This is a genomic window from Enterobacter sp. JH25, from assembly GCF_021725435.1.
In the GTDB taxonomy this organism is placed as follows: Bacteria; Pseudomonadota; Gammaproteobacteria; order Enterobacterales; family Enterobacteriaceae; genus Enterobacter; species Enterobacter intestinihominis.
In genome coordinates, this window is the sequence record NZ_CP091319.1 from 137,966 (window position 1) to 159,311 (window position 21,346).

General features: G+C 54.1%; 20 protein-coding genes. 12 read left to right on the forward strand and 8 right to left on the reverse strand.

Features of this window, described 5'->3' with window-relative positions:
- Positions 1-110 precede the first annotated feature (110 nt).
- Entirely contained in the window at positions 111-1,307 is a 1,197-nt protein-coding gene (gene kbl, locus L2Y28_RS00685; RefSeq protein WP_015570030.1) for a glycine C-acetyltransferase, read from the forward strand.
- A 9-nt stretch (positions 1,308-1,316) separates the two neighbouring features.
- Complete coding sequence (gene tdh / locus L2Y28_RS00690) at positions 1,317-2,345, forward strand: L-threonine 3-dehydrogenase (protein ID WP_017383610.1); 1,029 nt, start codon at positions 1,317-1,319, stop codon at positions 2,343-2,345.
- 26 nt (positions 2,346-2,371) lie between these two features.
- On the opposite strand, the gene L2Y28_RS00695 is transcribed toward tdh, so the two are convergent.
- Both L2Y28_RS00695 and L2Y28_RS00700 read right to left on the reverse strand, forming a co-directional pair.
- Positions 2,372-3,286 (reverse strand): hypothetical protein, encoded by a 915-nt coding sequence (locus L2Y28_RS00695; RefSeq protein WP_022646635.1) that lies wholly within the window; start codon positions 3,284-3,286, stop codon positions 2,372-2,374.
- Between the two features lie 15 nt (positions 3,287-3,301).
- Positions 3,302-4,507: a glycosyltransferase gene (locus tag L2Y28_RS00700; protein WP_022646636.1), complete on the reverse strand. Its 1,206-nt coding sequence runs from the start codon at positions 4,505-4,507 to the stop codon at positions 3,302-3,304.
- A 206-nt stretch (positions 4,508-4,713) separates the two neighbouring features.
- Here L2Y28_RS00700 and L2Y28_RS00705 point away from each other — a divergent pair, with 206 nt between their 5' ends.
- A complete protein-coding gene (locus L2Y28_RS00705) occupies positions 4,714-5,514 on the forward strand; it encodes a glycosyltransferase family 2 protein (RefSeq protein ID WP_022646637.1) in 801 nt (266 codons plus the stop codon).
- 11 nt (positions 5,515-5,525) lie between these two features.
- Here the strand turns inward: L2Y28_RS00705 and L2Y28_RS00710 are convergent, their stop codons facing one another.
- From L2Y28_RS00710 to gpmM, 3 genes are read right to left on the reverse strand one after another with little or no spacing between them, the layout of a single operon-like run.
- A complete protein-coding gene (locus tag L2Y28_RS00710; protein WP_032622054.1) occupies positions 5,526-6,458 on the reverse strand; it encodes a divergent polysaccharide deacetylase family protein in 933 nt (310 codons plus the stop codon).
- Between the two features lie 3 nt (positions 6,459-6,461).
- Positions 6,462-7,721 (reverse strand): murein hydrolase activator EnvC, encoded by a 1,260-nt coding sequence (envC, locus tag L2Y28_RS00715; RefSeq protein WP_230259580.1) that lies wholly within the window; start codon positions 7,719-7,721, stop codon positions 6,462-6,464.
- A 33-nt stretch (positions 7,722-7,754) separates the two neighbouring features.
- Positions 7,755-9,299, reverse strand: a complete 1,545-nt coding sequence (gpmM, locus tag L2Y28_RS00720) for a 2,3-bisphosphoglycerate-independent phosphoglycerate mutase (RefSeq protein ID WP_022646640.1) — start codon at positions 9,297-9,299, stop codon at positions 7,755-7,757.
- 248 nt (positions 9,300-9,547) lie between these two features.
- On the opposite strand from gpmM, the gene L2Y28_RS00725 reads away from it, so the two are divergent.
- The 5 genes from L2Y28_RS00725 (at position 9,548) to cysE (ending at position 12,657) form a co-directional block, all read left to right on the forward strand.
- The gene (locus L2Y28_RS00725; protein WP_003860840.1) at positions 9,548-9,979 is read left to right on the forward strand and encodes a rhodanese-like domain-containing protein; all 432 of its coding nucleotides are present in this window, start codon (positions 9,548-9,550) and stop codon (positions 9,977-9,979) included.
- An 11-nt stretch (positions 9,980-9,990) separates the two neighbouring features.
- Entirely contained in the window at positions 9,991-10,242 is a 252-nt protein-coding gene (grxC, locus tag L2Y28_RS00730; protein WP_003860837.1) for a glutaredoxin 3, read from the forward strand.
- 31 nt (positions 10,243-10,273) lie between these two features.
- Positions 10,274-10,741, forward strand: a complete 468-nt coding sequence (secB, locus tag L2Y28_RS00735; RefSeq protein ID WP_003860835.1) for a protein-export chaperone SecB — start codon at positions 10,274-10,276, stop codon at positions 10,739-10,741.
- Complete coding sequence (gene gpsA, locus L2Y28_RS00740; protein WP_006812398.1) at positions 10,741-11,760, forward strand: NAD(P)H-dependent glycerol-3-phosphate dehydrogenase; 1,020 nt, start codon at positions 10,741-10,743, stop codon at positions 11,758-11,760. The genes secB and gpsA overlap by 1 nt, the downstream gene beginning before the upstream one ends.
- Before the next feature lie 75 nt (positions 11,761-11,835).
- On the forward strand, positions 11,836-12,657 hold the full coding sequence (cysE, locus tag L2Y28_RS00745) for a serine O-acetyltransferase (protein ID WP_022646641.1): 822 nt from the start codon (positions 11,836-11,838) through the stop codon (positions 12,655-12,657).
- A gap of 54 nt (positions 12,658-12,711) precedes the next feature.
- Here cysE and ppiC read toward each other — a convergent pair whose 3' ends face one another.
- On the reverse strand, positions 12,712-12,993 hold the full coding sequence (ppiC, locus tag L2Y28_RS00750) for a peptidylprolyl isomerase PpiC (protein WP_006812396.1): 282 nt from the start codon (positions 12,991-12,993) through the stop codon (positions 12,712-12,714).
- Between the two features lie 85 nt (positions 12,994-13,078).
- Here ppiC and rep point away from each other — a divergent pair, with 85 nt between their 5' ends.
- A complete protein-coding gene (rep, locus tag L2Y28_RS00755) occupies positions 13,079-15,103 on the forward strand; it encodes a DNA helicase Rep (RefSeq protein ID WP_022646642.1) in 2,025 nt (674 codons plus the stop codon).
- Between the two features lie 52 nt (positions 15,104-15,155).
- On the opposite strand, the gene gppA is transcribed toward rep, so the two are convergent.
- Both gppA and rhlB read right to left on the reverse strand, forming a co-directional pair.
- Positions 15,156-16,640: a guanosine-5'-triphosphate,3'-diphosphate diphosphatase gene (gppA, locus tag L2Y28_RS00760; protein WP_032622109.1), complete on the reverse strand. Its 1,485-nt coding sequence runs from the start codon at positions 16,638-16,640 to the stop codon at positions 15,156-15,158.
- A 6-nt stretch (positions 16,641-16,646) separates the two neighbouring features.
- A complete protein-coding gene (gene rhlB, locus L2Y28_RS00765) occupies positions 16,647-17,915 on the reverse strand; it encodes an ATP-dependent RNA helicase RhlB (protein ID WP_022646644.1) in 1,269 nt (422 codons plus the stop codon).
- Positions 17,916-18,059: 144 nt separating this feature from the next.
- Here rhlB and trxA point away from each other — a divergent pair, with 144 nt between their 5' ends.
- The 3 genes from trxA to wecA all read left to right on the forward strand — a co-directional run bounded on the left by trxA (position 18,060) and on the right by wecA (position 21,334).
- Positions 18,060-18,389: a thioredoxin TrxA gene (trxA, locus tag L2Y28_RS00770; protein ID WP_006812392.1), complete on the forward strand. Its 330-nt coding sequence runs from the start codon at positions 18,060-18,062 to the stop codon at positions 18,387-18,389.
- Between the two features lie 341 nt (positions 18,390-18,730).
- Complete coding sequence (gene rho / locus L2Y28_RS00775) at positions 18,731-19,990, forward strand: transcription termination factor Rho (RefSeq protein ID WP_001054528.1); 1,260 nt, start codon at positions 18,731-18,733, stop codon at positions 19,988-19,990.
- A gap of 222 nt (positions 19,991-20,212) precedes the next feature.
- Positions 20,213-21,334, forward strand: coding sequence for a UDP-N-acetylglucosamine--undecaprenyl-phosphate N-acetylglucosaminephosphotransferase (gene wecA, locus L2Y28_RS00780; protein ID WP_047359830.1), 1,122 nt, complete (start codon positions 20,213-20,215; stop codon positions 21,332-21,334).
- Positions 21,335-21,346 lie beyond the last annotated feature (12 nt).

Consider the following 21,346-nt stretch of genomic DNA (forward strand, 5'->3'; position numbering starts at 1 on the left):
GGGTACACGTGATTTATGCTGCAAAAACGAGAAGAGATACGGCGTCATCTCGTCATGAACTATTGGTTTGGGTAATATGTGCCAAAATTTGCCGAGTCTGGAGAATTGCAATGCGTGGTGATTTTTACAAACAGTTAAACAGCGACCTCGACACCGCACGTGCGGAAGGGTTGTTCAAAGAAGAGCGTATTATCACGTCTGCCCAGCAGGCGGACATCACCGTTGCCGACGGCAGCCATGTGATCAACTTTTGCGCGAACAACTATTTAGGTCTTGCGAATCACCCTGAGCTGATTGCCGCGGCGAAAAACGGCATGGATACCCACGGCTTCGGCATGGCCTCCGTTCGCTTTATCTGCGGTACCCAGGACAGCCACAAGCAGCTTGAGCAAAAGCTGGCGAACTTCCTCGGAATGGAAGACGCGATTCTGTACTCCTCCTGCTTCGACGCCAACGGCGGTCTGTTTGAGACCCTGCTCGGTGCAGAAGACGCGATTATCTCCGACGCCCTGAACCACGCCTCCATCATCGACGGTGTACGTCTGTGCAAAGCGAAGCGTTTCCGCTACGCCAACAACGACATGGTTGAGCTGGAAGCCCGCCTGAAAGAGGCCCGTGAAGCCGGTGCCCGCCACGTGCTGATCGCCACCGACGGCGTGTTCTCCATGGACGGCGTGATCGCCAACCTGAAAGGCGTGTGCGATCTGGCGGATAAATACGACGCGCTGGTGATGGTGGATGACTCTCACGCGGTTGGCTTTGTCGGCGAAAACGGTCGTGGCTCCCACGAATACTGCGACGTAATGGGCCGCGTAGATATCATCACCGGTACGCTGGGCAAAGCGCTTGGTGGCGCGTCTGGCGGCTACACTGCTGCGCGCAAAGAGGTGGTTGAGTGGCTGCGTCAGCGCTCCCGCCCGTACCTGTTCTCCAACTCCCTGGCGCCGGCGATTGTGGCCGCCTCTATTAAAGTGCTGGAGATGGTGGAATCCGGGGCTGAGCTGCGCGACCGCCTGTGGGCTAACGCCCGCCTGTTCCGTGAAAAAATGAGTGCCGCAGGATTCACCCTGGCCGGCGCTGACCATGCGATCATTCCGGTGATGCTGGGCGACGCGGTTGTCGCGCAGAAATTTGCTCGTGAGCTTCAGAAAGAAGGGATTTACGTGACCGGGTTCTTCTTCCCGGTGGTACCAAAAGGTCAGGCGCGTATCCGCACCCAGATGTCTGCGGCGCACTCGCCTGAACAAATTGAACGTGCGGTGGAAGCCTTTACCCGCATCGGCAAACAGCTGGGCGTAATTGCCTGAGGACGTGTGATGAAAGCGTTATCCAAACTGAAAGCGGAAGAAGGGATTTGGATGACCGACGTGCCGGAGCCGGAAGTCGGTCATAACGATCTGCTGATCAAAATTCGTAAAACCGCCATCTGCGGTACTGACGTTCACATCTATAACTGGGACCAGTGGTCGCAAAAAACCATTCCCGTGCCAATGGTTGTCGGCCACGAATATGTCGGCGAAGTGGTCGGCATTGGCCAGGAAGTGAAAGGCTTCAACATTGGCGACCGCGTCTCCGGTGAAGGCCACATTACCTGCGGTCACTGCCGCAACTGTCGCGGTGGGCGTACGCACCTGTGCCGCAATACCGTCGGCGTGGGTGTGAACCGTCCGGGATGCTTCGCGGAATACCTGGTGATCCCGGCGTTTAACGCGTTCAAAATCCCGGACAATATCTCTGACGACCTGGCCTCCATCTTCGACCCGTTCGGCAACGCGGTACACACGGCGCTCTCCTTTGACCTGGTGGGTGAAGACGTGCTGGTCTCCGGCGCGGGCCCAATCGGCATTATGGCGGCAGCCGTGGCGAAGCATGTGGGTGCGCGCAACGTGGTGATCACCGACGTGAACGAATACCGCCTGTCGCTGGCGCGCAAAATGGGCGTCACCCGCGCGGTGGATGTCTCGAAAGAGAGCCTGACAGACGTGATGGAAGAGCTGGGCATGACCGAAGGCTTTGACGTGGGTCTGGAGATGTCCGGCGCGCCACCGGCGTTCCGCACCATGCTCGACACCATGAACCACGGTGGCCGAATCGCGATGCTGGGTATTCCGCCGTCAGATATGTCCATCGACTGGAACAAAGTCATCTTCAAAGGGCTGTTCATTAAGGGCATTTATGGCCGCGAGATGTTCGAAACCTGGTACAAGATGGCTGCGCTGATCCAGTCCGGTCTGGATCTGTCCCCGATTATCACTCACCGTTTCTCCATCGATGAGTTCCAGCAGGGCTTCGACGCAATGCGTTCCGGCCAGTCAGGGAAAGTGATCCTGAGCTGGGATAAGTAATCAAAAAGGGGCCTGAGGCCCCTTTTTTACTGATTCTTTTTCTCTTCGTCCGTCAGGTAACGCACCTTGCGGGTGTAATCCTGACCTTTGAACAGCAGCTTATTATCCGGTGATTCCAGATACTTCTGCCATTCGGAAAGCGGGAAACCGCCGTGCGCGCCAATCACCTCTTTCGGCACAACGGCTTCCTGTCCGCCGATCTTCTTGGAGACCGGCCAGTTCATCCAGTCGCCCAGGTTAACCGTTTTGACATCCAGAATGTCCAGCAGCGCAGCGAGCGGCAGCTGATCGGTCGGCGGCTGCGTATCGTCCATCAGCTCCCAGGTATCCTGGAACAGCGTCAGCCACAGCGGGCAGATACGGCGCCAGGTCTTTTTGGTGGCGGCAAGAAACGCGCCGTTAACATGATCGACCAGATACGGGCGCACCGTTTCTTTGTAATACGCCGGCACTTTCTCCGCTGGCGCGCCGTCCAGCTTGGCAATCATTTTGCCCTGACGGAAGCTGGAGTAGATGTGCATATCCGCCATGTTGATCTCTGGCATTTTAAGCAGGTTGAGATCGGAGTCAATCATCAGCACACCTTCACCGCGCGCCTGCAACGGAGCGTTAAGCTTCACCAGACGACTGAGGTAGATCTGCTTATAGCGGTAACCTTCTTCACGTTTTGGAAGCGTGAGGGTAACAACGCGGGTTTTTGGCGGCAGTTCGCCGAAAGCGGATTCAGGCTGATCGCTGACGATAACAATCTCGCTGACGTCAGAGGCATAACGCTCTGCAAAGGTCGCTGACAATAACGCCTCTTCGACGAAATCCGCGCCCGTACACGGGATCACAATGGAATCAACCGCAACGAGATCGCGCGTGACCGGAAGGGAAGCGTAAGGAATGTTATGACGCCCGGTAATGTGGCGGTAGCGAGCATTCAGGAATTTAAACATGTTCTTCTCGTTTGGTTATTGCGCGCCAAGAACGGCCTCGACACCGTTAACATAGCTTTCAATGGCATACATGTTGCAGACATTCTGGTGCGCGGCTGCGGCGAGCCGGGCGCGCAGAGCAGGATCCTGCCAGATATTATCCAGATGTTGAGCAAGTTGCGACACGTCGCTCCAGGGGAACAGCAGCCCGGTCGACTCATGGTCGATCAATTCTGCCGTGCCGGTCACTTTTGAACCAATCACGGGGATGTTGAGCAGCATTGCTTCCAGCACGACGCGGGGCAAGCCTTCGCTCTGCGAGGCCAGAATGAACGCGTCAAAAGTGGCGAGATAGTCAAAAGGCGTGTTCTGGAAACCGGTAAAAATGACGTGCTCAGCAATACCTGATGCATCAGCTTGTGCAGCCAGCGCGCCGCGTTCAGCCCCTTCACCGACCAGCACCATTTTCCATTTTGCCTGCGGGTGTCTCTGGCTGAACTGTGCCAGCGCCTCCAGCGTGTGGTGGTTGGCCTTACGAGGGATTAACGAGCCAATGCTGCCGAATACAAAAGTATCGTCTTCAATATTCAGTCGCTGGCGCATCGCGCATCGGTCCGGCAAAGGCTGATGGATGTCGATGGCATTGTTGACCGTGGTACACAGCTCTGGCCGGACGCCATGCTGAAGTAGCACGCGTTCAACGCCGTGCGAAACGGCAATGATTTTTGTGGCATGGGCATTCACCAGCTTCACCAGCGGCGGGGTCAGCACTGGTTCAATCCGGCAGTGCTGGATTATCCGTGCACGCAGGTTTGCGCCCGCCAGATACCCTTCTTCATTAGAGCCTGGCTGGTTGTTCATATACAGCGTATCGAATCCACCTTCCCTGAAAATGGTCTCGATCTTGCTGACGTTGGGCCGGATACGCCACAGGGTATCAATATGCCGCGTAAATGCTTTGCGCGCCGAACGCGAGAAAAACAGCAGACCACGTCCCGCTTCTTTCAGGAGTTTTGCCCATGCCGGTTGCTTACGTTGAGGGATAACGAGTAATGGGATCCCAATGCTGTTGAGCACCTGGCCTATCGTTTGACCTTCAGCACGACTATAATCACTGTAAAAACAACAGGTAATGTCGAATTTGTCGCGGTTGATTCGCTTCAGAAGCTCAAGCATACTGTTGGTACCTCCCCCCCATTCTTTGCCTGTGTCCAGGAGGAGGATTTTACGTTTTTGCGGCATGTCTGAATCCGTATGCTACCCTTCATCTGACCGCATTATAAAGAATTTACTGAAATAAAATAGATTTTTTGTATTTCTTTGTCTTTTTATAAGGAAAGGTTTTAAACGCGCTTATTTTAAAAGTGCGATTTAAGACTTTAATCGCCTCTTCTCAATTCGATAGTATTAGCGCAAAAATTTTATGTTGTTTTTGAGAGAGTGAGAATATGTTTAAAATAACGGTTTGCTTATTAACGTTTAACTCCGAAAGAACGTTGCACGATGTTATTCCTCCTCTTTTAAAAATAGCGGATGAATTCGTTGTAGTTGATTCCGGCAGTACAGACGCAACGATATATATTTGCCAGAGTTATGGATTGTCGCCCATATTCAAAAAATACAGCTGGCACGGCGAGCAGATGAATCATGCCGTATCCCATGCGCACAACGACTGGGTGCTGTGCATGGACAGTGACGAAATACTCGATCAAGAAACCGTTGGTGCTATTTTAAAATTAAAAATGGGCGATGAACCCGAACCGGATATGGCGTGGCGGATATGTCGTCACTGGTTTGTTCTGGGAGAAAATGTCCGAACGATTTATCCAGTCTCATCTCCGGATTATCCGGTGCGTCTTTTTAACCGTACGCAGTCGCGATTTAATAACCGGCCAGTAGACGATCAGGTTGAAGGTTTTCTCCGTTCTGAACGTATTCCTGGCTATGTCAGACATGATACGTTTTATTCACTGCATGAACTTTTCAATAAATTAAACGGATATACCACTCGCCTGGTTCAATATCAGACGATACGTCCCTCTCTTGGTCGCGGCGCGATCAGCGCTATCGGCGCATTTTTCAAATGGTATCTGTTTAGCGGTGCGTGGCGTAAGGGCAAAGTGGGTGTGGTGACAGGGTTTTATGCCACGGCGTACAGTTTTTTGAAGTATTTCAAGGCCTGGTATCAGGATCGGGAAAAGAAAGAGTCCGTTGCAAAAGAGCAGTCGGACTCTTATCTGGCAGAATAGGCGTTAGCCGATCAGGCTTTTTTTCCCCAACCCTGCCACTGTTGCTGGACGTATTTAACCAGCGTACTGCTGCTGATGCTTTCGCCAATCACCGTGAAGAAGCGGGTTGCATAGACCGGTTCAGGCGGCTGTTTCAGCGTGCAGTTCTTCACGCCGCGGAATGGATTACGCGGCTGCGTTGCGGGTGGTTGCGCGCTACCCGGACGGGAAGTATCCACCTGAGGTTCATTGAGCAGATCGCTCGGACGTACCAGCGTGATATCGGCGGGTAAGCCTGGCAACATTTGCTGCAAAACGCGAACGGTAGACGGATGCGGATGCCCAATGGCAATCGCCGAACCGTTACGGCGCGCCAGCTGTACCGCGCGGTTGAACTGCACGCGGATATCCGCTTCGTTCTGGGAGTCGTCCAGGAAGACTTTGCGCTTGATGACTTTTACACCCGTCCCCTGAGCGGCACGCATCGCCTGGCTATTGCCGATGGTCATGCTGTCGAGGAAGTAGAGATTGTAACGCTCCAGCGCCTGCATCACTTTCAGCATACCGTACAGGCTGGAGGTCATCGCGCTGCCCATATGGTTATTCAGACCCACGGCATACGGCACTTTATTGTACGCATCGCGGATGATGCGATCGATCTCGTCGCTGCTCATGTCCGGACGCAGGGTATCTTTTTCCAGCGGCTGCTTGCTGAGAGGGGCCATCGGCAGATGGATGAGGACCTGATGGCCGCCATTGTGCGCTTTGGTCGCCATTTCATGCGCGTGAGGCGCATTAGGCAGGACGGCGACAGAGATGGCTGACGGCATCGCCAGCACCTGATTTTCATAGTGTGGTCGATAACCGAAGTCATCAATCACAATCGCGAGTTTGCCTGCATAAACCGGTGCAGCCAGCGCCAGTGCGCTGACGACGGAAAAAACAATTCGACGAAATTGAAGCAAAACTTATCTTCCCAACCACGGCTGTGGATTGACCGCCTGACCCTGACGACGAATTTCGAAATAGAGTGACGGGCGGCCCTGACCGCCACTGCTGCCCACAAGGGCAATGGGTTGACCCGCGCGCACCTGAGTGCCAACGCTGACCAGCGCGCTCTGGTTGTAGCCGTAAAGACTCATGTCGCCTTTACCGTGCTCGACCACCACCACAAGCCCGTAACCCTGTAGCCAGTCGGCCAGGATCACGCGGCCATCGGCGATGGCTTTCACTTCGCTACCTTCAGACGCACCGATAACGATCCCCTTCCAACGTAGCTCACCCTGCAACTGTTCGCCATAGCGATGCAGGATCGTACCGCGAACGGGCCAGTAAGCCTGACCACGCGGGGAGCCGAGGCCGCCGGTACGCGACATCAGGGAACGTTCATTTTCAGTCGGTTTGTAGGTGGTGCCTTTCCGGGAGGCTTCCTGCTGCTTATTACGCACCGCCTGCGCTTCGCGCGCTTCTTTTTCGGCACGCGCTTTGGCCGCGGCCTCTGCCCGGGCAATGCTGTTACGCAGTCTGGATTCGTTGGCGCGCATTTCGCTCAGCTGGCTTTGTCCTGCCTGGATAGAGGACTCCAGCCCGGCGAGCGTCTTCTTACGCTCATTGCGCGCCTGCTCAAGCTTCTCCTGCTGCGCCTGCTGATCGTAGAGCAGCGTTTGCTGCTGGCTCTGCTTCTCTTCCAGCTCGGCTTTTTGCGTGGTGACTTCTTCGCGCGTCTGTTTCAACTGCGCAATGGTCTCCTGACGAGCCTGGTTGAGATAGCCGAAATAGGCCTGTAAACGCTGACCGCGCTGGCTCTCTTCACCGCTGAGGATCAACTGAAGGCCTGTGTGCTCACCCTGGCGGAAAGCGGCGTCAAGCTGTGCAGCAAGGTTGCGCTCCTGGGCATCGCGCTGACGCTCCAGTTTCGCAATCGACGCGTTCATTTCATCGATTTGCTTATTAAGCTGGGCAAGGGTGTTTTGTGTTTCACGCAGCTTACGCGCGGCGGCGGAAATAGCCTCTTCCTGCTTTTTAAGCTGGGCAAGCAGGGCAGAGCGCTGCTGCTGCTGCTGGCGTACCACACGCTCTTTGGCGGCGATATCGGCCTGAATGGATTTGAGCTGGTCGCGGTCATCCGCGTGGGCAGATGCGGCGCACAGCAATACGCCAGCGCTGAGTGCGCTGGCGCAAAGCAGAGGTCTGACTGATAACCGAAACGGCTTCACGACCCATGTGATTGAAAAAATCGCCTTTCCCCTCATGGGGAGCGATTATTCCACGATGAACAGCGGCTTGCCAGTCATCTCTTCAGGGATTTCCATACCCATCAGCGACAACATGGTTGGCGCGATGTCGGAAAGCTTGCCGCCTTCCACTGCTTTCACTGACTTATCACCTACATAAATCAGTGGAACAGGCAGGTTGGTATGGGCAGTATGCGCCTGACCGGTTGCCGGGTCACGCATCTGTTCTGCGTTACCGTGGTCAGCGGTGATCAGCAACTGGCCGCCCACGGATTCAACCGCTTTCGCGACCTGCTCAACGCAGTGGTCCAGCGCTTCAACCGCTTTAACGGCAGCTTCCATCACGCCGGTGTGGCCCACCATGTCGCCATTCGGATAGTTACAGATGATGGTGTCGTATTTACCGCTTTCGATCGCGGTCACCAGTTTTTCGGTCAGCTCCGCAGAGCTCATTTCTGGCTGGAGATCGTAAGTGGCGACTTTCGGCGAGTTAATCAGGATGCGGTCTTCGCCTTTAAACGGCTCTTCTACGCCGCCGTTAAAGAAGAAGGTCACGTGCGCATACTTCTCAGTTTCGGAGATGCGCAGCTGCGTTTTATCGTTTTTCGCCATCCACTCGCCGAAGGTATTTTCCAGGGAAGCGGGTGGATACGCGCATGGGGCTTTGATATCCGCTGCATACTCGGTCAACTGGATGAAATCGATCTTCGCCACTTTCTTACGGGCGAAACCGTCGAAATCGCTGTTGACGAAGGCGCGGGTGATTTCGCGCGCGCGGTCAGCACGGAAGTTCATGAAGATCAGCGCATCGCCATCTTCCATAGCGGCATCGGCCTGGCCTTCAGCGCGGATCACGGTTGCCTTCACAAATTCGTCGTTTTCATCACGCGCGTAAGCCGCTTCCAGGCCTTCAACGGCGGTCGGGAACTGGAACTCGCCTTTTGCCAGGGTCAGCAGATCATAGGCTTGCTCAACGCGGTCCCAGCGGTTGTCGCGGTCCATGGCATAGTAACGGCCAACGATGGATGCCACGCGGCCTTGGCCCAGTGCGGCAAATTTATCTTCAAAGGCTTTCAGAGAACCTTTTGCGCTGCGTGGCGGCGTATCGCGACCATCCAGGAAGGCGTGCAGATAGATTTTTTCCGCACCGCGCTCAGCGGCCAGCTCTACCATCGCCATGATGTGATCTTCGTGGCTGTGAACGCCGCCCGCAGAGAGCAGGCCCATAATATGAACGGCCTTGCCTGCGGCAACGGCTTTATCAACTGCTCCGGTGAGCGTTGGGTTGGCAAAGAATGTACGTTCTTTGATTTCAACGTCCAGGCGCGTCAGGTCCTGATAAACGATACGGCCTGCGCCCAGGTTAACGTGACCCACTTCAGAGTTGCCCATCTGACGATCCGGCAGGCCGACTTCCAGACCAGACGCATCAATCAGGGTGTGGGGACGTTTTGCCCATAGCGCATCCATAACCGGGGTTTTGGCGTTGAAAATGGCGTTATCCTGTTGATCTTCACGGTAGCCATAGCCATCCAGAATCACCAGTACCATAGGTTTTTTAGAAACCGACATTGCGACAACCTCATGCTCAAGAGACAAAAAATTTGCGTAATTTTACTACAGCTGAATCGATAAAATAGCCGCAGAAGATCAAAGAAAGCGCGGGGGCAAGGCTGTTCTCAGGCCATTTTGAGGCTTTTTTTACGTGGCATGCCGCAGAAAATAGATTAGCTTTATGTCGCTGGCTGTATTTGCCACAGCGCACAGGTATACTCCTGTCCTGGTTTTTTTAATCACTTAGTCGGGAGTTGTTACCCCCCATGCAAGAAATTATGCAATTCGTTAGCCGCCACCCGGTTCTGAGCATCGCGTGGATTGGCCTGCTGGTCGCTGTACTGTTCACCACATTTAAGGGACTGACGTCTAAAATTAAGGTGATCACCCGCGGTGAAGCGACACGTCTGATCAACAAAGAGGACGCCGTGGTTGTCGATCTGCGTCAGCGCGACGATTTCCGCAAGGGCCATATTGCAGGTGCTATCAACCTGCTGCCAGCGGAAATTAAAGCGAACAACATTGGTGAGCTGGAGAAGCATAAAGCCCAGCCGATTATTGTTGTTGACGGCACTGGCATGCAGGCGCAGGAATCTGCCAACGCACTGCATAAAGCAGGCTTTGAAAACGTAACGGTGCTGAAAGAAGGCATCTCCGGCTGGAGCGGGGAGAATCTTCCTTTAGTGCGCGGTAAATAAGGAGTTAAGTGATGGCCAATATTGAGATCTACACCAAAGCAACGTGCCCGTTCTGCCACCGAGCGAAAGCGCTGCTGTCCAGCAAAGGCGTAACGTTTAAGGAACTGCCGATTGATGGTGACGCGATTAAACGCGAAGAGATGATCCAACGCAGTGGTCGCACAACGGTTCCACAGATTTTTATTGATGCGCAGCACATTGGCGGCTGTGATGACTTGTATGCGCTCGACGCCCGCGGTGGACTCGATCCGCTGCTGAGCTAGAGACTTTAGGACAATTAAAAAGGGTTTTTCCATGTCAGAACAAAACAACACCGAGATGACTTTCCAGATCCAGCGCATCTACACCAAGGATGTCTCTTTCGAAGCGCCAAATGCGCCGCACGTTTTCCAGAAAGACTGGCAGCCAGAGGTTAAACTTGATCTGGATACCGCATCCACCCAGCTGGCGGATGACGTGTATGAAGTCGTACTGCGTGTCACCGTGACCGCCTCCCTGGGCGAAGAAACTGCATTCCTGTGCGAAGTCCAGCAGGGCGGTATCTTCTCTATCGGCGGCATCGAAGGTAACCAGATGGCGCATTGCCTGGGTGCATACTGCCCGAACATCCTGTTCCCGTATGCGCGTGAATGCATCACCAGCCTGGTTTCTCGCGGTACATTCCCGCAACTGAACCTTGCGCCAGTCAACTTTGATGCGCTGTTTATGAACTATCTACAGCAGCAGGCTGGCGAAGGTGCCGAACAACATCAGGATGCCTGATGAGCACTGTTAATGCGTCAATGACTGTGATCGGTGCCGGCTCTTACGGCACCGCTCTTGCCATCACACTGGCAAGAAATGGTCACGACGTGGTCCTGTGGGGCCACGATCCAAAACATATCGCGACGTTGCAACACGACCGCTGCAACGTGGCGTTTCTCCCGGACGTTCCGTTCCCTGACTCTCTGTATCTGGAAAGCGACCTCGCAACCGCGCTGGCGGCCAGCCGCAATATTTTGATTGTGGTGCCAAGCCATGTGTTTGGCGAAGTCCTGCGTCAGATTAAGCCGCTGATGCGTGCGGATGCGCGTATTGTGTGGGCGACGAAGGGGCTGGAAGCGGAAACCGGACGTCTGTTGCAGGACGTTGCCCGCGAAGCGCTGGGAACAGCGATCCCGCTGGCGGTGATCTCCGGGCCGACATTCGCCAAAGAGCTGGCTGCGGGCTTGCCGACGGCGATCTCGCTGGCGTCCACCGACCAGGCATTTTCCGACGATCTTCAGCAACTGCTGCACTGCGGCAAAAGCTTCCGCGTGTACAGCAACCCTGATTTTATCGGCGTACAGCTGGGCGGTGCGGTGAAGAACGTCATTGCCATTGGGGCCGGGATGTCTGACGGCATCGGCTTCGGCGCGAATGCGCGTACGGCGCTGATCACCCGTGGCCTGACCGAAATGTCACGCCTGGGCGAAGCGCTGGGCGCCGATCCGGCCACCTTTATGGGGATGGCTGGGCTGGGCGACCTGGTGCTGACCTGCACCGACAACCAGTCGCGTAACCGCCGCTTTGGCATGATGCTCGGACAGGGCAGCGATGTCAAAAGCGCGCAGGAGAAGATTGGTCAGGTGGTTGAAGGCTATCGCAATACCAAAGAAGTTCGCGAATTGGCGCATCGTTTCGGTGTCGAAATGCCAATAACCGAGGAAATTTATCAGGTATTGTATTGCGGAAAAAATGCGCGCGAGGCAGCATTGACCTTATTAGGTCGTGCGCGCAAGGACGAGCGCAGCAGCAATTAGCCGGGAAGTATCGTCACCTGAATGACCCAGCCAGCGCAGAACTGGCTGGTCATTAACTATCGTCTGGAGCAAGCAATGCCGTGTGAAGAACTGGATATCGTCTGGAATAATATTAAAGCCGAAGCCCGAGCGTTGGCCGACTGTGAGCCCATGCTGGCCAGTTTTTATCACGCGACGCTACTCAAGCACGAAAATCTCGGCAGCGCCCTGAGCTACATGCTCGCCAATAAACTGGCTTCCCCTATCATGCCTGCTATCGCTATTCGCGAGGTGGTGGAAGAGGCCTACGCTGCCGATCCGGAAATGATTGCTTCTGCCGCCTGCGATATTCAGGCCGTGCGCACGCGTGACCCGGCGGTGGATAAATACTCCACGCCGCTGCTGTATCTCAAAGGCTTCCACGCCTTACAGGCGTACCGCATCGGCCACTGGTTATGGAATGAGGGACGCCGCGCGCTGGCCATCTTCCTGCAAAACCAGGTTTCCGTGACCTTCCAGGTCGATATTCACCCGGCGGCGAAAATTGGCCGCGGGATCATGCTCGATCACGCCACCGGCATTGTTGTCGGTGAAACGGCGGTGATCGAAGATGACGTGTCGATTCTGCAATCCGTTACGCTGGGCGGTACCGGTAAAACCAGCGGCGATCGCCATCCGAAAATTCGTGAAGGGGTGATGATTGGCGCGGGTGCTAAAATCCTTGGCAATATTGAAGTCGGACGCGGCGCAAAAATTGGCGCGGGATCGGTTGTGCTCCAGCCTGTACCGCCGCACACCACCGCCGCTGGCGTCCCGGCGCGCATCGTCGGTAAGCCAGACAGCGATAAACCGTCGATGGATATGGATCAGCACTTTAACGGTATTCACCACACCTTCGAATACGGCGACGGTATCTGAACGCTGGAACACTCAAATAAAAAAGCCCGGTGAGTTAATGCACCGGGCTTTTGATTAGTTGCGGTATAACACTTTGATAATGTGATAGCCGAACTGCGTATGCAGTGGGCCGGTTGGCTCCAGCACCGGGCAGGAGAAGACCACTTTATCAAACGCCGGAACCATCTGGCCCTGGCGGAACTCGCCTAAGTCACCACCGCGTTTGCCTGACGGGCAAATCGAGTGTTTCTTCGCCAGTTTGCCGAAGTCGGCGCCGTTTTTAATCTGTTCGAGCAGATCCTGTGCCAGTTTTTCTTCTTTAACAAGGATATGCAGTGCTGCTGCTGTTTTTGCCATGATCGTGCCTTGAGTCAACGAGTTTACGATCGGTATACTACCACGCGTTTTTCCTCCTCTCCCGACTTTCATTGAGTGATCATTTATGCGTTTAAACCCCGGACAACAACAAGCTGTCGAATTCGTCACCGGACCCTGCCTGGTGCTGGCGGGAGCGGGATCCGGTAAAACACGCGTGATCACCAACAAAATCGCCCACTTAATTCGGGGTTGTGGATACCAGGCGCGCCATATCGCGGCGGTCACCTTTACCAACAAAGCGGCGCGTGAGATGAAAGAGCGCGTCGGCCAGACGCTGGGCCGTAAAGAGGCGCGCGGGCTGATGATCTCCACCTTCCACACGCTGGGTCTGGATATCATCAAGCGCGAATACGCGGCGCTGGGAATGAAGTCCAACTTTTCGCTCTTTGATGACACCGACCAGGTGGCGCTGCTCAAAGAGCTGACGGAAGGGCTGATCGAAGATGACAAAGTGCTGTTGCAACAGCTGATCTCGACGATCTCGAACTGGAAAAACGATCTGATGACGCCGGCCCAGGCTGCGGCAAGTGCCAAAGGCGAGCGTGACCGCATCTTTGCCCACTGCTATGGCCTGTACGACGCGCATATGAAAGCCTGCAACGTACTGGATTTCGACGATCTGATCCTGCTGCCGACGCTGCTGCTTCAGCGGAATGAAGAGGTGCGCGAGCGCTGGCAGAACAAAATTCGTTACCTGCTGGTGGATGAATACCAGGATACCAACACCAGCCAGTACGAGCTGGTGAAGCTGCTGGTAGGACAGCGCGCGCGTTTTACCGTTGTAGGCGATGACGATCAGTCGATTTACTCATGGCGTGGCGCACGTCCGCAAAACCTGGTGCTGCTGAGCAAAGACTTCCCGGCGTTGCAGGTGATTAAACTGGAGCAGAACTACCGTTCTTCCGGGCGTATCCTGAAGGCGGCGAACATCCTGATTGCCAACAACCCGCACGTCTTTGAGAAGCGCCTGTTCTCTGAACTGGGTTACGGGACCGAGCTGAAAGTCCTTAGCGCCAATAACGAAGAGCACGAAGCGGAGCGCGTAACCGGCGAGCTGATTGCCCATCACTTCGTCAACAAAACTGAATACAAGGATTACGCGATCCTCTATCGCGGAAACCACCAGTCGCGCGTCTTTGAAAAGATGCTGATGCAGAACCGCATCCCCTACAAAATCTCCGGCGGTACGTCGTTCTTTTCGCGTCCGGAAATCAAGGATCTGCTGGCCTATCTGCGCGTGCTGACCAACCCGGATGACGACAGCGCTTTCCTGCGCATTGTAAATACGCCGAAGCGCGAGATTGGCTCTGCGACGCTGCAAAAGCTGGGTGAATGGGCGATGACCCGCAACAAAAGTCTGTTCACCGCCAGCTTCGATATGGGGCTGAGCCAGACCCTGACCGGGCGCGGCTATGACGCCTTAACCCGCTTTACCCACTGGCTGGGTGAGGTGCAGCGTCTGGCAGAGCGCGAGCCCGTGGCGGCAGTACGCGATCTGATCCACGGCATTGATTACGAATCCTGGTTGTATGAAACCTCCGCCAGCCCGAAAGCGGCAGAAATGCGCATGAAAAACGTTAACCAGCTCTTCAGCTGGATGACCGAAATGCTTGAAGGATCTGAGATTGACGAGCCGATGACCCTGACGCAGGTGGTCACCCGGTTCACGCTGCGCGATATGATGGAGCGCGGCGAGAGTGAAGAAGAAGCCGATCAGGTCCAGCTGATGACGTTGCATGCCTCGAAAGGGCTGGAGTTCCCGTATGTCTATCTGGTGGGGATGGAAGAGGGCCTGCTGCCGCACCAGAGCAGCATTGATGAAGATAACGTCGACGAAGAGCGCCGTCTGGCCTACGTGGGGATCACCCGTGCGCAGAAAGAGCTGACGTTTACGCTGTGCAAAGAGCGCCGTCAGTATGGTGAGCTGGTGCGCCCGGAGCCGAGCCGTTTCCTGCTGGAGTTGCCTCAGGACGATCTTATCTGGGAGCAGGAGCGTAAAGCTATTACCGCTGAAGAGCGGATGCACAAGGGTCAAGCCAACGTGGCGAACATACGCGCCATGCTGGCGAAAGCCAAAGAGAAGGGATAACAATTTTGTAGGCCGGGTAAGGCGAAGCCGCCACCCGGCACGCTTCAAAGGGTCACTTCACATCAAGCGCCCAGTGCACATAGCTCTGCCACTGGCACTCCTGCTCGATCAACTCTGCTCCAAGCGGATGATTTTCTAGCCAATTTTCCGGCAGCGTCAGCGTCAGTTTTTCATCGTCTGCCACCAGCGTAATGGCCGGGAGGAGATCGTCGCGACGCCGGCTGGCAAACAGAATCGCCAGACGAAGTAAGCGGCAGAGATGTTCGGCCACGCGCGGCGGTACAGCATTTTGCTGATGGAGTGAAGAGAGGTCAACGGCGTTGGTTTGATTCAGCAGCAGGGTCGCGAGCAATTTTTTCTGCGCGGGAGTGTAGCCCGGCAAATCGAGATTACGCACCAGCCAGGCTGCGTGTAGCGGCGCTTGTTTGTACTCAACGCTAAGCCCAATTTCATGCAACGCACACGCACTTAGCAGCAAATCGCGGCTTAACGGTTCGATATCCCAACGTGGTTTAACCTGATCCGCAAAGAGCGATGCCAGTTGGCCCACTCGCTGCGCCTGATCGGTATCCACAATAAAGCGGCGCTGGACGTTACGTAGCGTACGGCTTCGAATGTCCTGATCCACCGAAAGATGCAGCATCCCATAGACCAGACCTTCGCGCAGTGCGCCGCCTGCCAGGGTCATGCACTGGATGTTTAGCTCGGTAAAAATGGCGATGAGAATGGCTAGCCCGCTGGGGAAGACCAGCGCACGTTCGAGCGTCAGCCCTTCAATTTCCAGCTCTTCCAGACGACCACATTGAATGGCGCGCTGTTTAAGCTGCTGGAGTTTAGCAAGCGTGATCCGCTCATCCATCCCCTGCGCCATCATGATTTCCTGCAACGCCTGTACAGTTCCTGACGCCCCAACACACACTTTCCAGCCGTGGTAGCGCAGTTCGTCCATGACCGGACGCAGCACTTCACGCGCGGCATTTTCAGCCTCGTCGAAGTTTTCTTGCGCGAGATTGCGGTCAGTAAAGTAGCGCTCAAGCCAGGTTACGCAGCCCATCGACAGACTGAACAACGAGGTCGCCTGGGCACCCGTGCCGGTCACCAGTTCAGTACTCGCTCCGCCAATATCCACCACCAGACGGCGATCGTCGCCCCCGGTAGTGTGCGCCACGCCCTGATATATCAGACGCGCTTCTTCTTCACCGCTGATGACTTGCACCGGGCAGCCGAGAATTTCCTGCGCTTTGGCAATAAAATCGACGGCATTAACCGCCAGACGGAGCGTCGCGGTCGCGACAACGCGGATTTGGGCATGCGGTATGTCCTGCAGACGCTCTGCAAAGAGGCGCAGACACTGCCAGCCACGTTCCATGGCTTCGGGAGAGAGGTGATTATCGCTGCTCAGGCCCGCCGCCAGGCGGACCTTGCGCTTGATGCGCGTCAGCGTCTGTATGCTTCCCGCCACCTCGCGTACAACCAGCATATGAAAACTATTCGAACCGAGATCAATTGCCGCATAAAGCGAGGTGGAACTGAGCATCATTTTTTAACCTGAACGACGACGATTACGCGGCGCACCGCCGGAACGACGCGGGCCATTACCGGTACGTGGACGGGTAAGGCGCTTAGGTGGCGGCAGTTCGCTCATCAGCGCGTCCGGATTGTATTTACTCTGTGGAATAGAGTGACCGATATAGGTCTCAATGGCCGGAAGGTTCAGCGCATACTCTTCACATGCAAGGCTGATGGAGTGACCGCTTGCGCCGGCACGACCGGTACGACCGATACGGTGTACATAGTCTTCACAGTCATCTGGCAGGTCATAGTTAAAGACGTGCGTCACGGCTGGAATGTGCAGGCCACGGGCCGCCACGTCGGTCGCGACCAGAATATCAAGGTCGCCACGAGTAAATTCGTCGAGAATGCGCAGGCGTTTTTTCTGCGCCACGTCGCCGGTCAGCAGGCCCACACGGTGACCATCTGCCGCCAGGTGGCCCCAGATATCTTCACAGCGGTGTTTGGTGTTCGCGAAGATGATCGCGCGATCCGGCCACTCTTCTTCGATCAGGGTTTGTAGCAGGCGCATTTTCTCTTCATTAGAAGGATAGAAGAGCTCTTCTTTAATGCGGTGCCCGGTTTTCTGCTCCGGTTCTACTTCCACATATTCCGCATTGTTCATCTGCTCGAATGCGAGTTCACGTACGCGGTATGAAAGGGTTGCGGAGAACAGCATGTTCAGACGCTGGTTTGCCGCAGGCATACGGCGGAACAGCCAGCGGATGTCTTTAATGAAGCCCAGATCGTACATGCGGTCTGCTTCATCCAGCACCACGACCTGGATTGCGCCGAGGTTGATATGGTTCTGTTTAGCGTAGTCGATAAGACGGCCTGTGGTCCCAATCAGGATATCCACGCCGCTTTCCAGCACTTTCAGCTGTTTATCGTAGCCGTCGCCGCCATAGGCCAGGCCAAGTTTCAGGCCAGTGGCTTGCGCCAGGGGCTCAGCGTCTGCGTGGATCTGTACCGCCAGTTCTCGCGTCGGGGCCATAATTAGCGCGCGCGGCTGGTTAACTTTGCGGTCTGCAATCGCTGGGTGAGAAAGTAAATAATGAAACGTTGACGTTAAAAACGCCATCGTTTTGCCAGTACCGGTTTGCGCCTGCCCTGCAACATCACGACCGGCCAGCGTCAGCGGCAGGGCGAGAGCCTGAATGGGCGTGCAGTTATGAAACCCTTTAGTTTCAAGGGCTTCGATCACCTTTGGGTGCAGGGCGAAGTCGGAAAACTTCTGTTCTGTTAAATGTGTTTTGCTCATAGTGTGGTAGAATATCAGCTTACTATTGCTTTACGAAAGCGTATCCGGTGAAATAAAGTCAACCTTTAGTTGGTTAATGCGACATCAACACGTCGTTGGTGGAGACAAAACCAACGTACCAGGCTTATTCCTGTGGAGTTATATATGAGCGATAAAATTATTCACCTGACTGACGACAGTTTTGACACGGACGTACTTAAAGCTGACGGGCTGATCCTCGTTGATTTCTGGGCTGAATGGTGTGGTCCTTGCAAAATGATCGCTCCGATTCTGGATGAAATCGCTGACGAATATCAGGGCAAACTGACCGTTGCCAAGCTGAACATCGACCAGAACCCGGGCACCGCGCCAAAATACGGTATCCGTGGCATCCCGACCCTGCTGCTGTTCAAGAACGGTGACGTGGCGGCGACCAAAGTGGGCGCACTGTCCAAAGGTCAACTGAAAGAGTTCCTGGACGCTAACCTGGCGTAAGGTTTCTCCGCTGAGCGTCCAGAGCGCCTAATTAATGGTGAGCTCTGGACGCCCGGCTTTAGTCGTGCTAAGTTAGCTATGACTACGTTTTAAACATATCTTGTTGTTTGAATCTTGTTTTACCCGATACTTCCCGTTGTTAACTTAAACAGTGCGTGAAGTTGCTAGATTCCGGGCTTGTCACTCAATCCGTCTTGTCGTTTCAGTTCTGCGTTCTTTCCCTGTGACCAGACAGCGAACAGACATGAGGTGATGGCCGCTAAACAGGCATGGATGACCCTGCCATACCATTCACAACATTAAGTTCGAGAATCACCCCGAGTTTAAGAACCCACACCATTATGAATCTTACCGAATTAAAGAATACGCCGGTTTCTGAGCTGATCACTCTCGGCGAAAATATGGGACTGGAAAACCAGGCTCGTATGCGCAAGCAGGACATCATTTTCGCCATCCTGAAGCAACACGCTAAGAGTGGCGAAGATATCTTTGGCGACGGTGTGCTGGAGATACTGCAAGACGGATTTGGTTTCCTCCGCTCTGCAGACAGCTCCTACCTCGCCGGCCCTGACGACATCTACGTATCCCCTAGCCAAATCCGCCGTTTCAACCTCCGCACTGGTGACACCATTTCAGGTAAGATTCGTCCTCCAAAAGAGGGTGAACGCTACTTTGCGCTGTTGAAGGTTAATGAAGTCAACTACGACAAACCGGAAAACTCCCGCAATAAGATCCTGTTCGAGAACTTAACGCCGCTGCACGCGAACTCTCGTCTGCGTATGGAGCGTGGTAACGGGTCTACTGAAGACTTAACCGCTCGTGTGCTGGATCTGGCATCGCCAATTGGTCGTGGCCAGCGTGGTCTGATTGTGGCGCCGCCAAAAGCCGGTAAAACCATGCTGCTGCAAAACATCGCGCAGAGCATTGCTTACAACCATCCAGACTGTGTGCTGATGGTGCTGCTGATTGACGAACGTCCGGAAGAAGTGACCGAGATGCAGCGTCTGGTGAAAGGGGAAGTGGTTGCGTCAACCTTCGACGAGCCTGCTTCCCGCCACGTTCAGGTTGCGGAAATGGTTATCGAGAAGGCGAAACGCCTGGTTGAGCACAAGAAAGACGTGATCATCCTGCTTGATTCCATTACCCGTCTGGCGCGTGCCTACAACACCGTGGTGCCGGCTTCCGGTAAAGTACTGACCGGTGGTGTGGATGCCAACGCCCTGCATCGTCCGAAGCGTTTCTTCGGTGCGGCGCGTAACGTGGAAGAGGGCGGTAGCCTGACCATTATCGCGACGGCGCTGATCGATACCGGCTCCAAAATGGACGAAGTTATCTACGAAGAGTTTAAAGGTACAGGCAACATGGAACTGCACCTTTCTCGTAAAATCGCAGAAAAACGCGTCTTCCCGGCGATTGACTACAACCGTTCCGGTACCCGTAAAGAAGAGCTGCTTACCACTCAGGAAGAGCTGCAGAAAATGTGGATCCTGCGCAAAATCATCCATCCAATGGGCGAAATCGACGCAATGGAATTCCTCATTAACAAACTGGCGATGACTAAAACGAACGACGATTTCTTCGACATGATGAAACGCTCGTAACGCAAATAATCCCAGTAAACGCCACGTTTTTACGTGGCGTTTTTTATTTATGGGCTATACGCTATTACCACACACTCCCAATTTTGCCCGGTCGGTGCGACAATAAGAAAATTCGCACAGTGAAAATATTAATAGCTTGAATAATAAACAAATGGGTCGCAAGAGGTGTGCTTTATGCCTTCTGGCTTGATGCCATCATGGTTATACTTCTTTGACTAACATATGTTGAGAACATCCGTTGTGAACCTATTCGATACGTTTGCTGAACTCACCAGTATTTTTTTGTTCACTACTTGCTTTCTTTTTTTAGCACGTAAGGTAGCAAAATATGTCGGTTTAGTGGACAAACCTAACTTCCGTAAACGGCACCAAGGTATGATTCCCTTGGTGGGCGGAATCTCCGTTTTTGCAGGTGTTTCTTTCACTTTTGCTATCGCGGATTACTATATCCCACATGCCAGGCTGTACCTGTGCTGTGCGTCTGTTCTGGTTGTTGTGGGGGCACTTGATGATCGCTACGATATCAGTGTAAAAATTCGAGCCTTCGTGCAGGCTGCAGTTGCTCTTGCCATGATGGTGGCGGCAAACCTTCACCTTAGCAGTCTTGGATACATTTTTGGTTCTTGGGAGATGGTACTTGGGCCGTTTGGTTACTTCCTTACACTCTTTGCCGTATGGGTCGCCATCAATGCATTTAATATGGTAGATGGAATTGATGGTTTATTGGGCGGACTATCTTGTGTTTCATTTGCTGCCATTGGCATAATCTTATGGTTTGATGGTCAATACAGCCTGGCAATGTGGTGTTTTGCTATGATTGCGGCCATTCTGCCCTATATTCTTTTAAATCTTGGCGCGCTGGGCCGTCGCTATAAAGTCTTTATGGGCGATGCGGGTAGCACATTGATTGGTTTCACTATTATCTGGATCTTATTGGAAACCACTCAGGGTAAAACACATCCAATCAGCCCGGTTACAGCGCTTTGGATCATTGCCATTCCGCTGATGGATATGGTGGCGATTATGTATCGTCGTCTGCGTAAAGGAATGAGCCCATTTTCTGCGGACCGGCAGCATATTCATCATCTGATTATGCGCGCCGGCTTCACGTCTCGTCAGGCGTTTGTGCTGATTACGCTAGCGGCTGCTATTCTGGCTGCGATTGGCGTTGCCGCGGAATATGCTCATTTCATTCCTGAATGGGTAATGTTGGTATTATTCTTGCTAGCATTTTTCATGTACGGTTACTGCATCAAGCGTGCATGGAAAGTCGCGCGTTTTATTAAACGTTTAAAACGCAGGATGCGTCGGAACAGTGGCAAAAACACAACATTAACTAAGTAAAACCGGGACTAT

Excerpts from the sequence above, each read along its gene's own strand:
- kbl (WP_015570030.1), top strand. The coding sequence starts at position 111 with ATGCGTGGTGATTTTTACAAACAGTTAAACAGCGACCTCGACACCGCA.
- tdh (WP_017383610.1), top strand. The coding sequence starts at position 1,317 with ATGAAAGCGTTATCCAAACTGAAAGCGGAAGAAGGGATTTGGATGACC.
- L2Y28_RS00695 (WP_022646635.1), bottom strand. The coding sequence starts at position 3,286 with ATGTTTAAATTCCTGAATGCTCGCTACCGCCACATTACCGGGCGTCAT.
- L2Y28_RS00700 (WP_022646636.1), bottom strand. The coding sequence starts at position 4,507 with ATGCCGCAAAAACGTAAAATCCTCCTCCTGGACACAGGCAAAGAATGG.
- L2Y28_RS00705 (WP_022646637.1), top strand. The coding sequence starts at position 4,714 with ATGTTTAAAATAACGGTTTGCTTATTAACGTTTAACTCCGAAAGAACG.
- gpmM (WP_022646640.1), bottom strand. The coding sequence starts at position 9,299 with ATGTCGGTTTCTAAAAAACCTATGGTACTGGTGATTCTGGATGGCTAT.
- L2Y28_RS00725 (WP_003860840.1), top strand. The coding sequence starts at position 9,548 with ATGCAAGAAATTATGCAATTCGTTAGCCGCCACCCGGTTCTGAGCATC.
- grxC (WP_003860837.1), top strand. The coding sequence starts at position 9,991 with ATGGCCAATATTGAGATCTACACCAAAGCAACGTGCCCGTTCTGCCAC.
- secB (WP_003860835.1), top strand. The coding sequence starts at position 10,274 with ATGTCAGAACAAAACAACACCGAGATGACTTTCCAGATCCAGCGCATC.
- gpsA (WP_006812398.1), top strand. The coding sequence starts at position 10,741 with ATGAGCACTGTTAATGCGTCAATGACTGTGATCGGTGCCGGCTCTTAC.
- cysE (WP_022646641.1), top strand. The coding sequence starts at position 11,836 with ATGCCGTGTGAAGAACTGGATATCGTCTGGAATAATATTAAAGCCGAA.
- ppiC (WP_006812396.1), bottom strand. The coding sequence starts at position 12,993 with ATGGCAAAAACAGCAGCAGCACTGCATATCCTTGTTAAAGAAGAAAAA.
- rep (WP_022646642.1), top strand. The coding sequence starts at position 13,079 with ATGCGTTTAAACCCCGGACAACAACAAGCTGTCGAATTCGTCACCGGA.
- gppA (WP_032622109.1), bottom strand. The coding sequence starts at position 16,640 with ATGCTCAGTTCCACCTCGCTTTATGCGGCAATTGATCTCGGTTCGAAT.
- rhlB (WP_022646644.1), bottom strand. The coding sequence starts at position 17,915 with ATGAGCAAAACACATTTAACAGAACAGAAGTTTTCCGACTTCGCCCTG.
- trxA (WP_006812392.1), top strand. The coding sequence starts at position 18,060 with ATGAGCGATAAAATTATTCACCTGACTGACGACAGTTTTGACACGGAC.
- rho (WP_001054528.1), top strand. The coding sequence starts at position 18,731 with ATGAATCTTACCGAATTAAAGAATACGCCGGTTTCTGAGCTGATCACT.
- wecA (WP_047359830.1), top strand. The coding sequence starts at position 20,213 with ATGTTGAGAACATCCGTTGTGAACCTATTCGATACGTTTGCTGAACTC.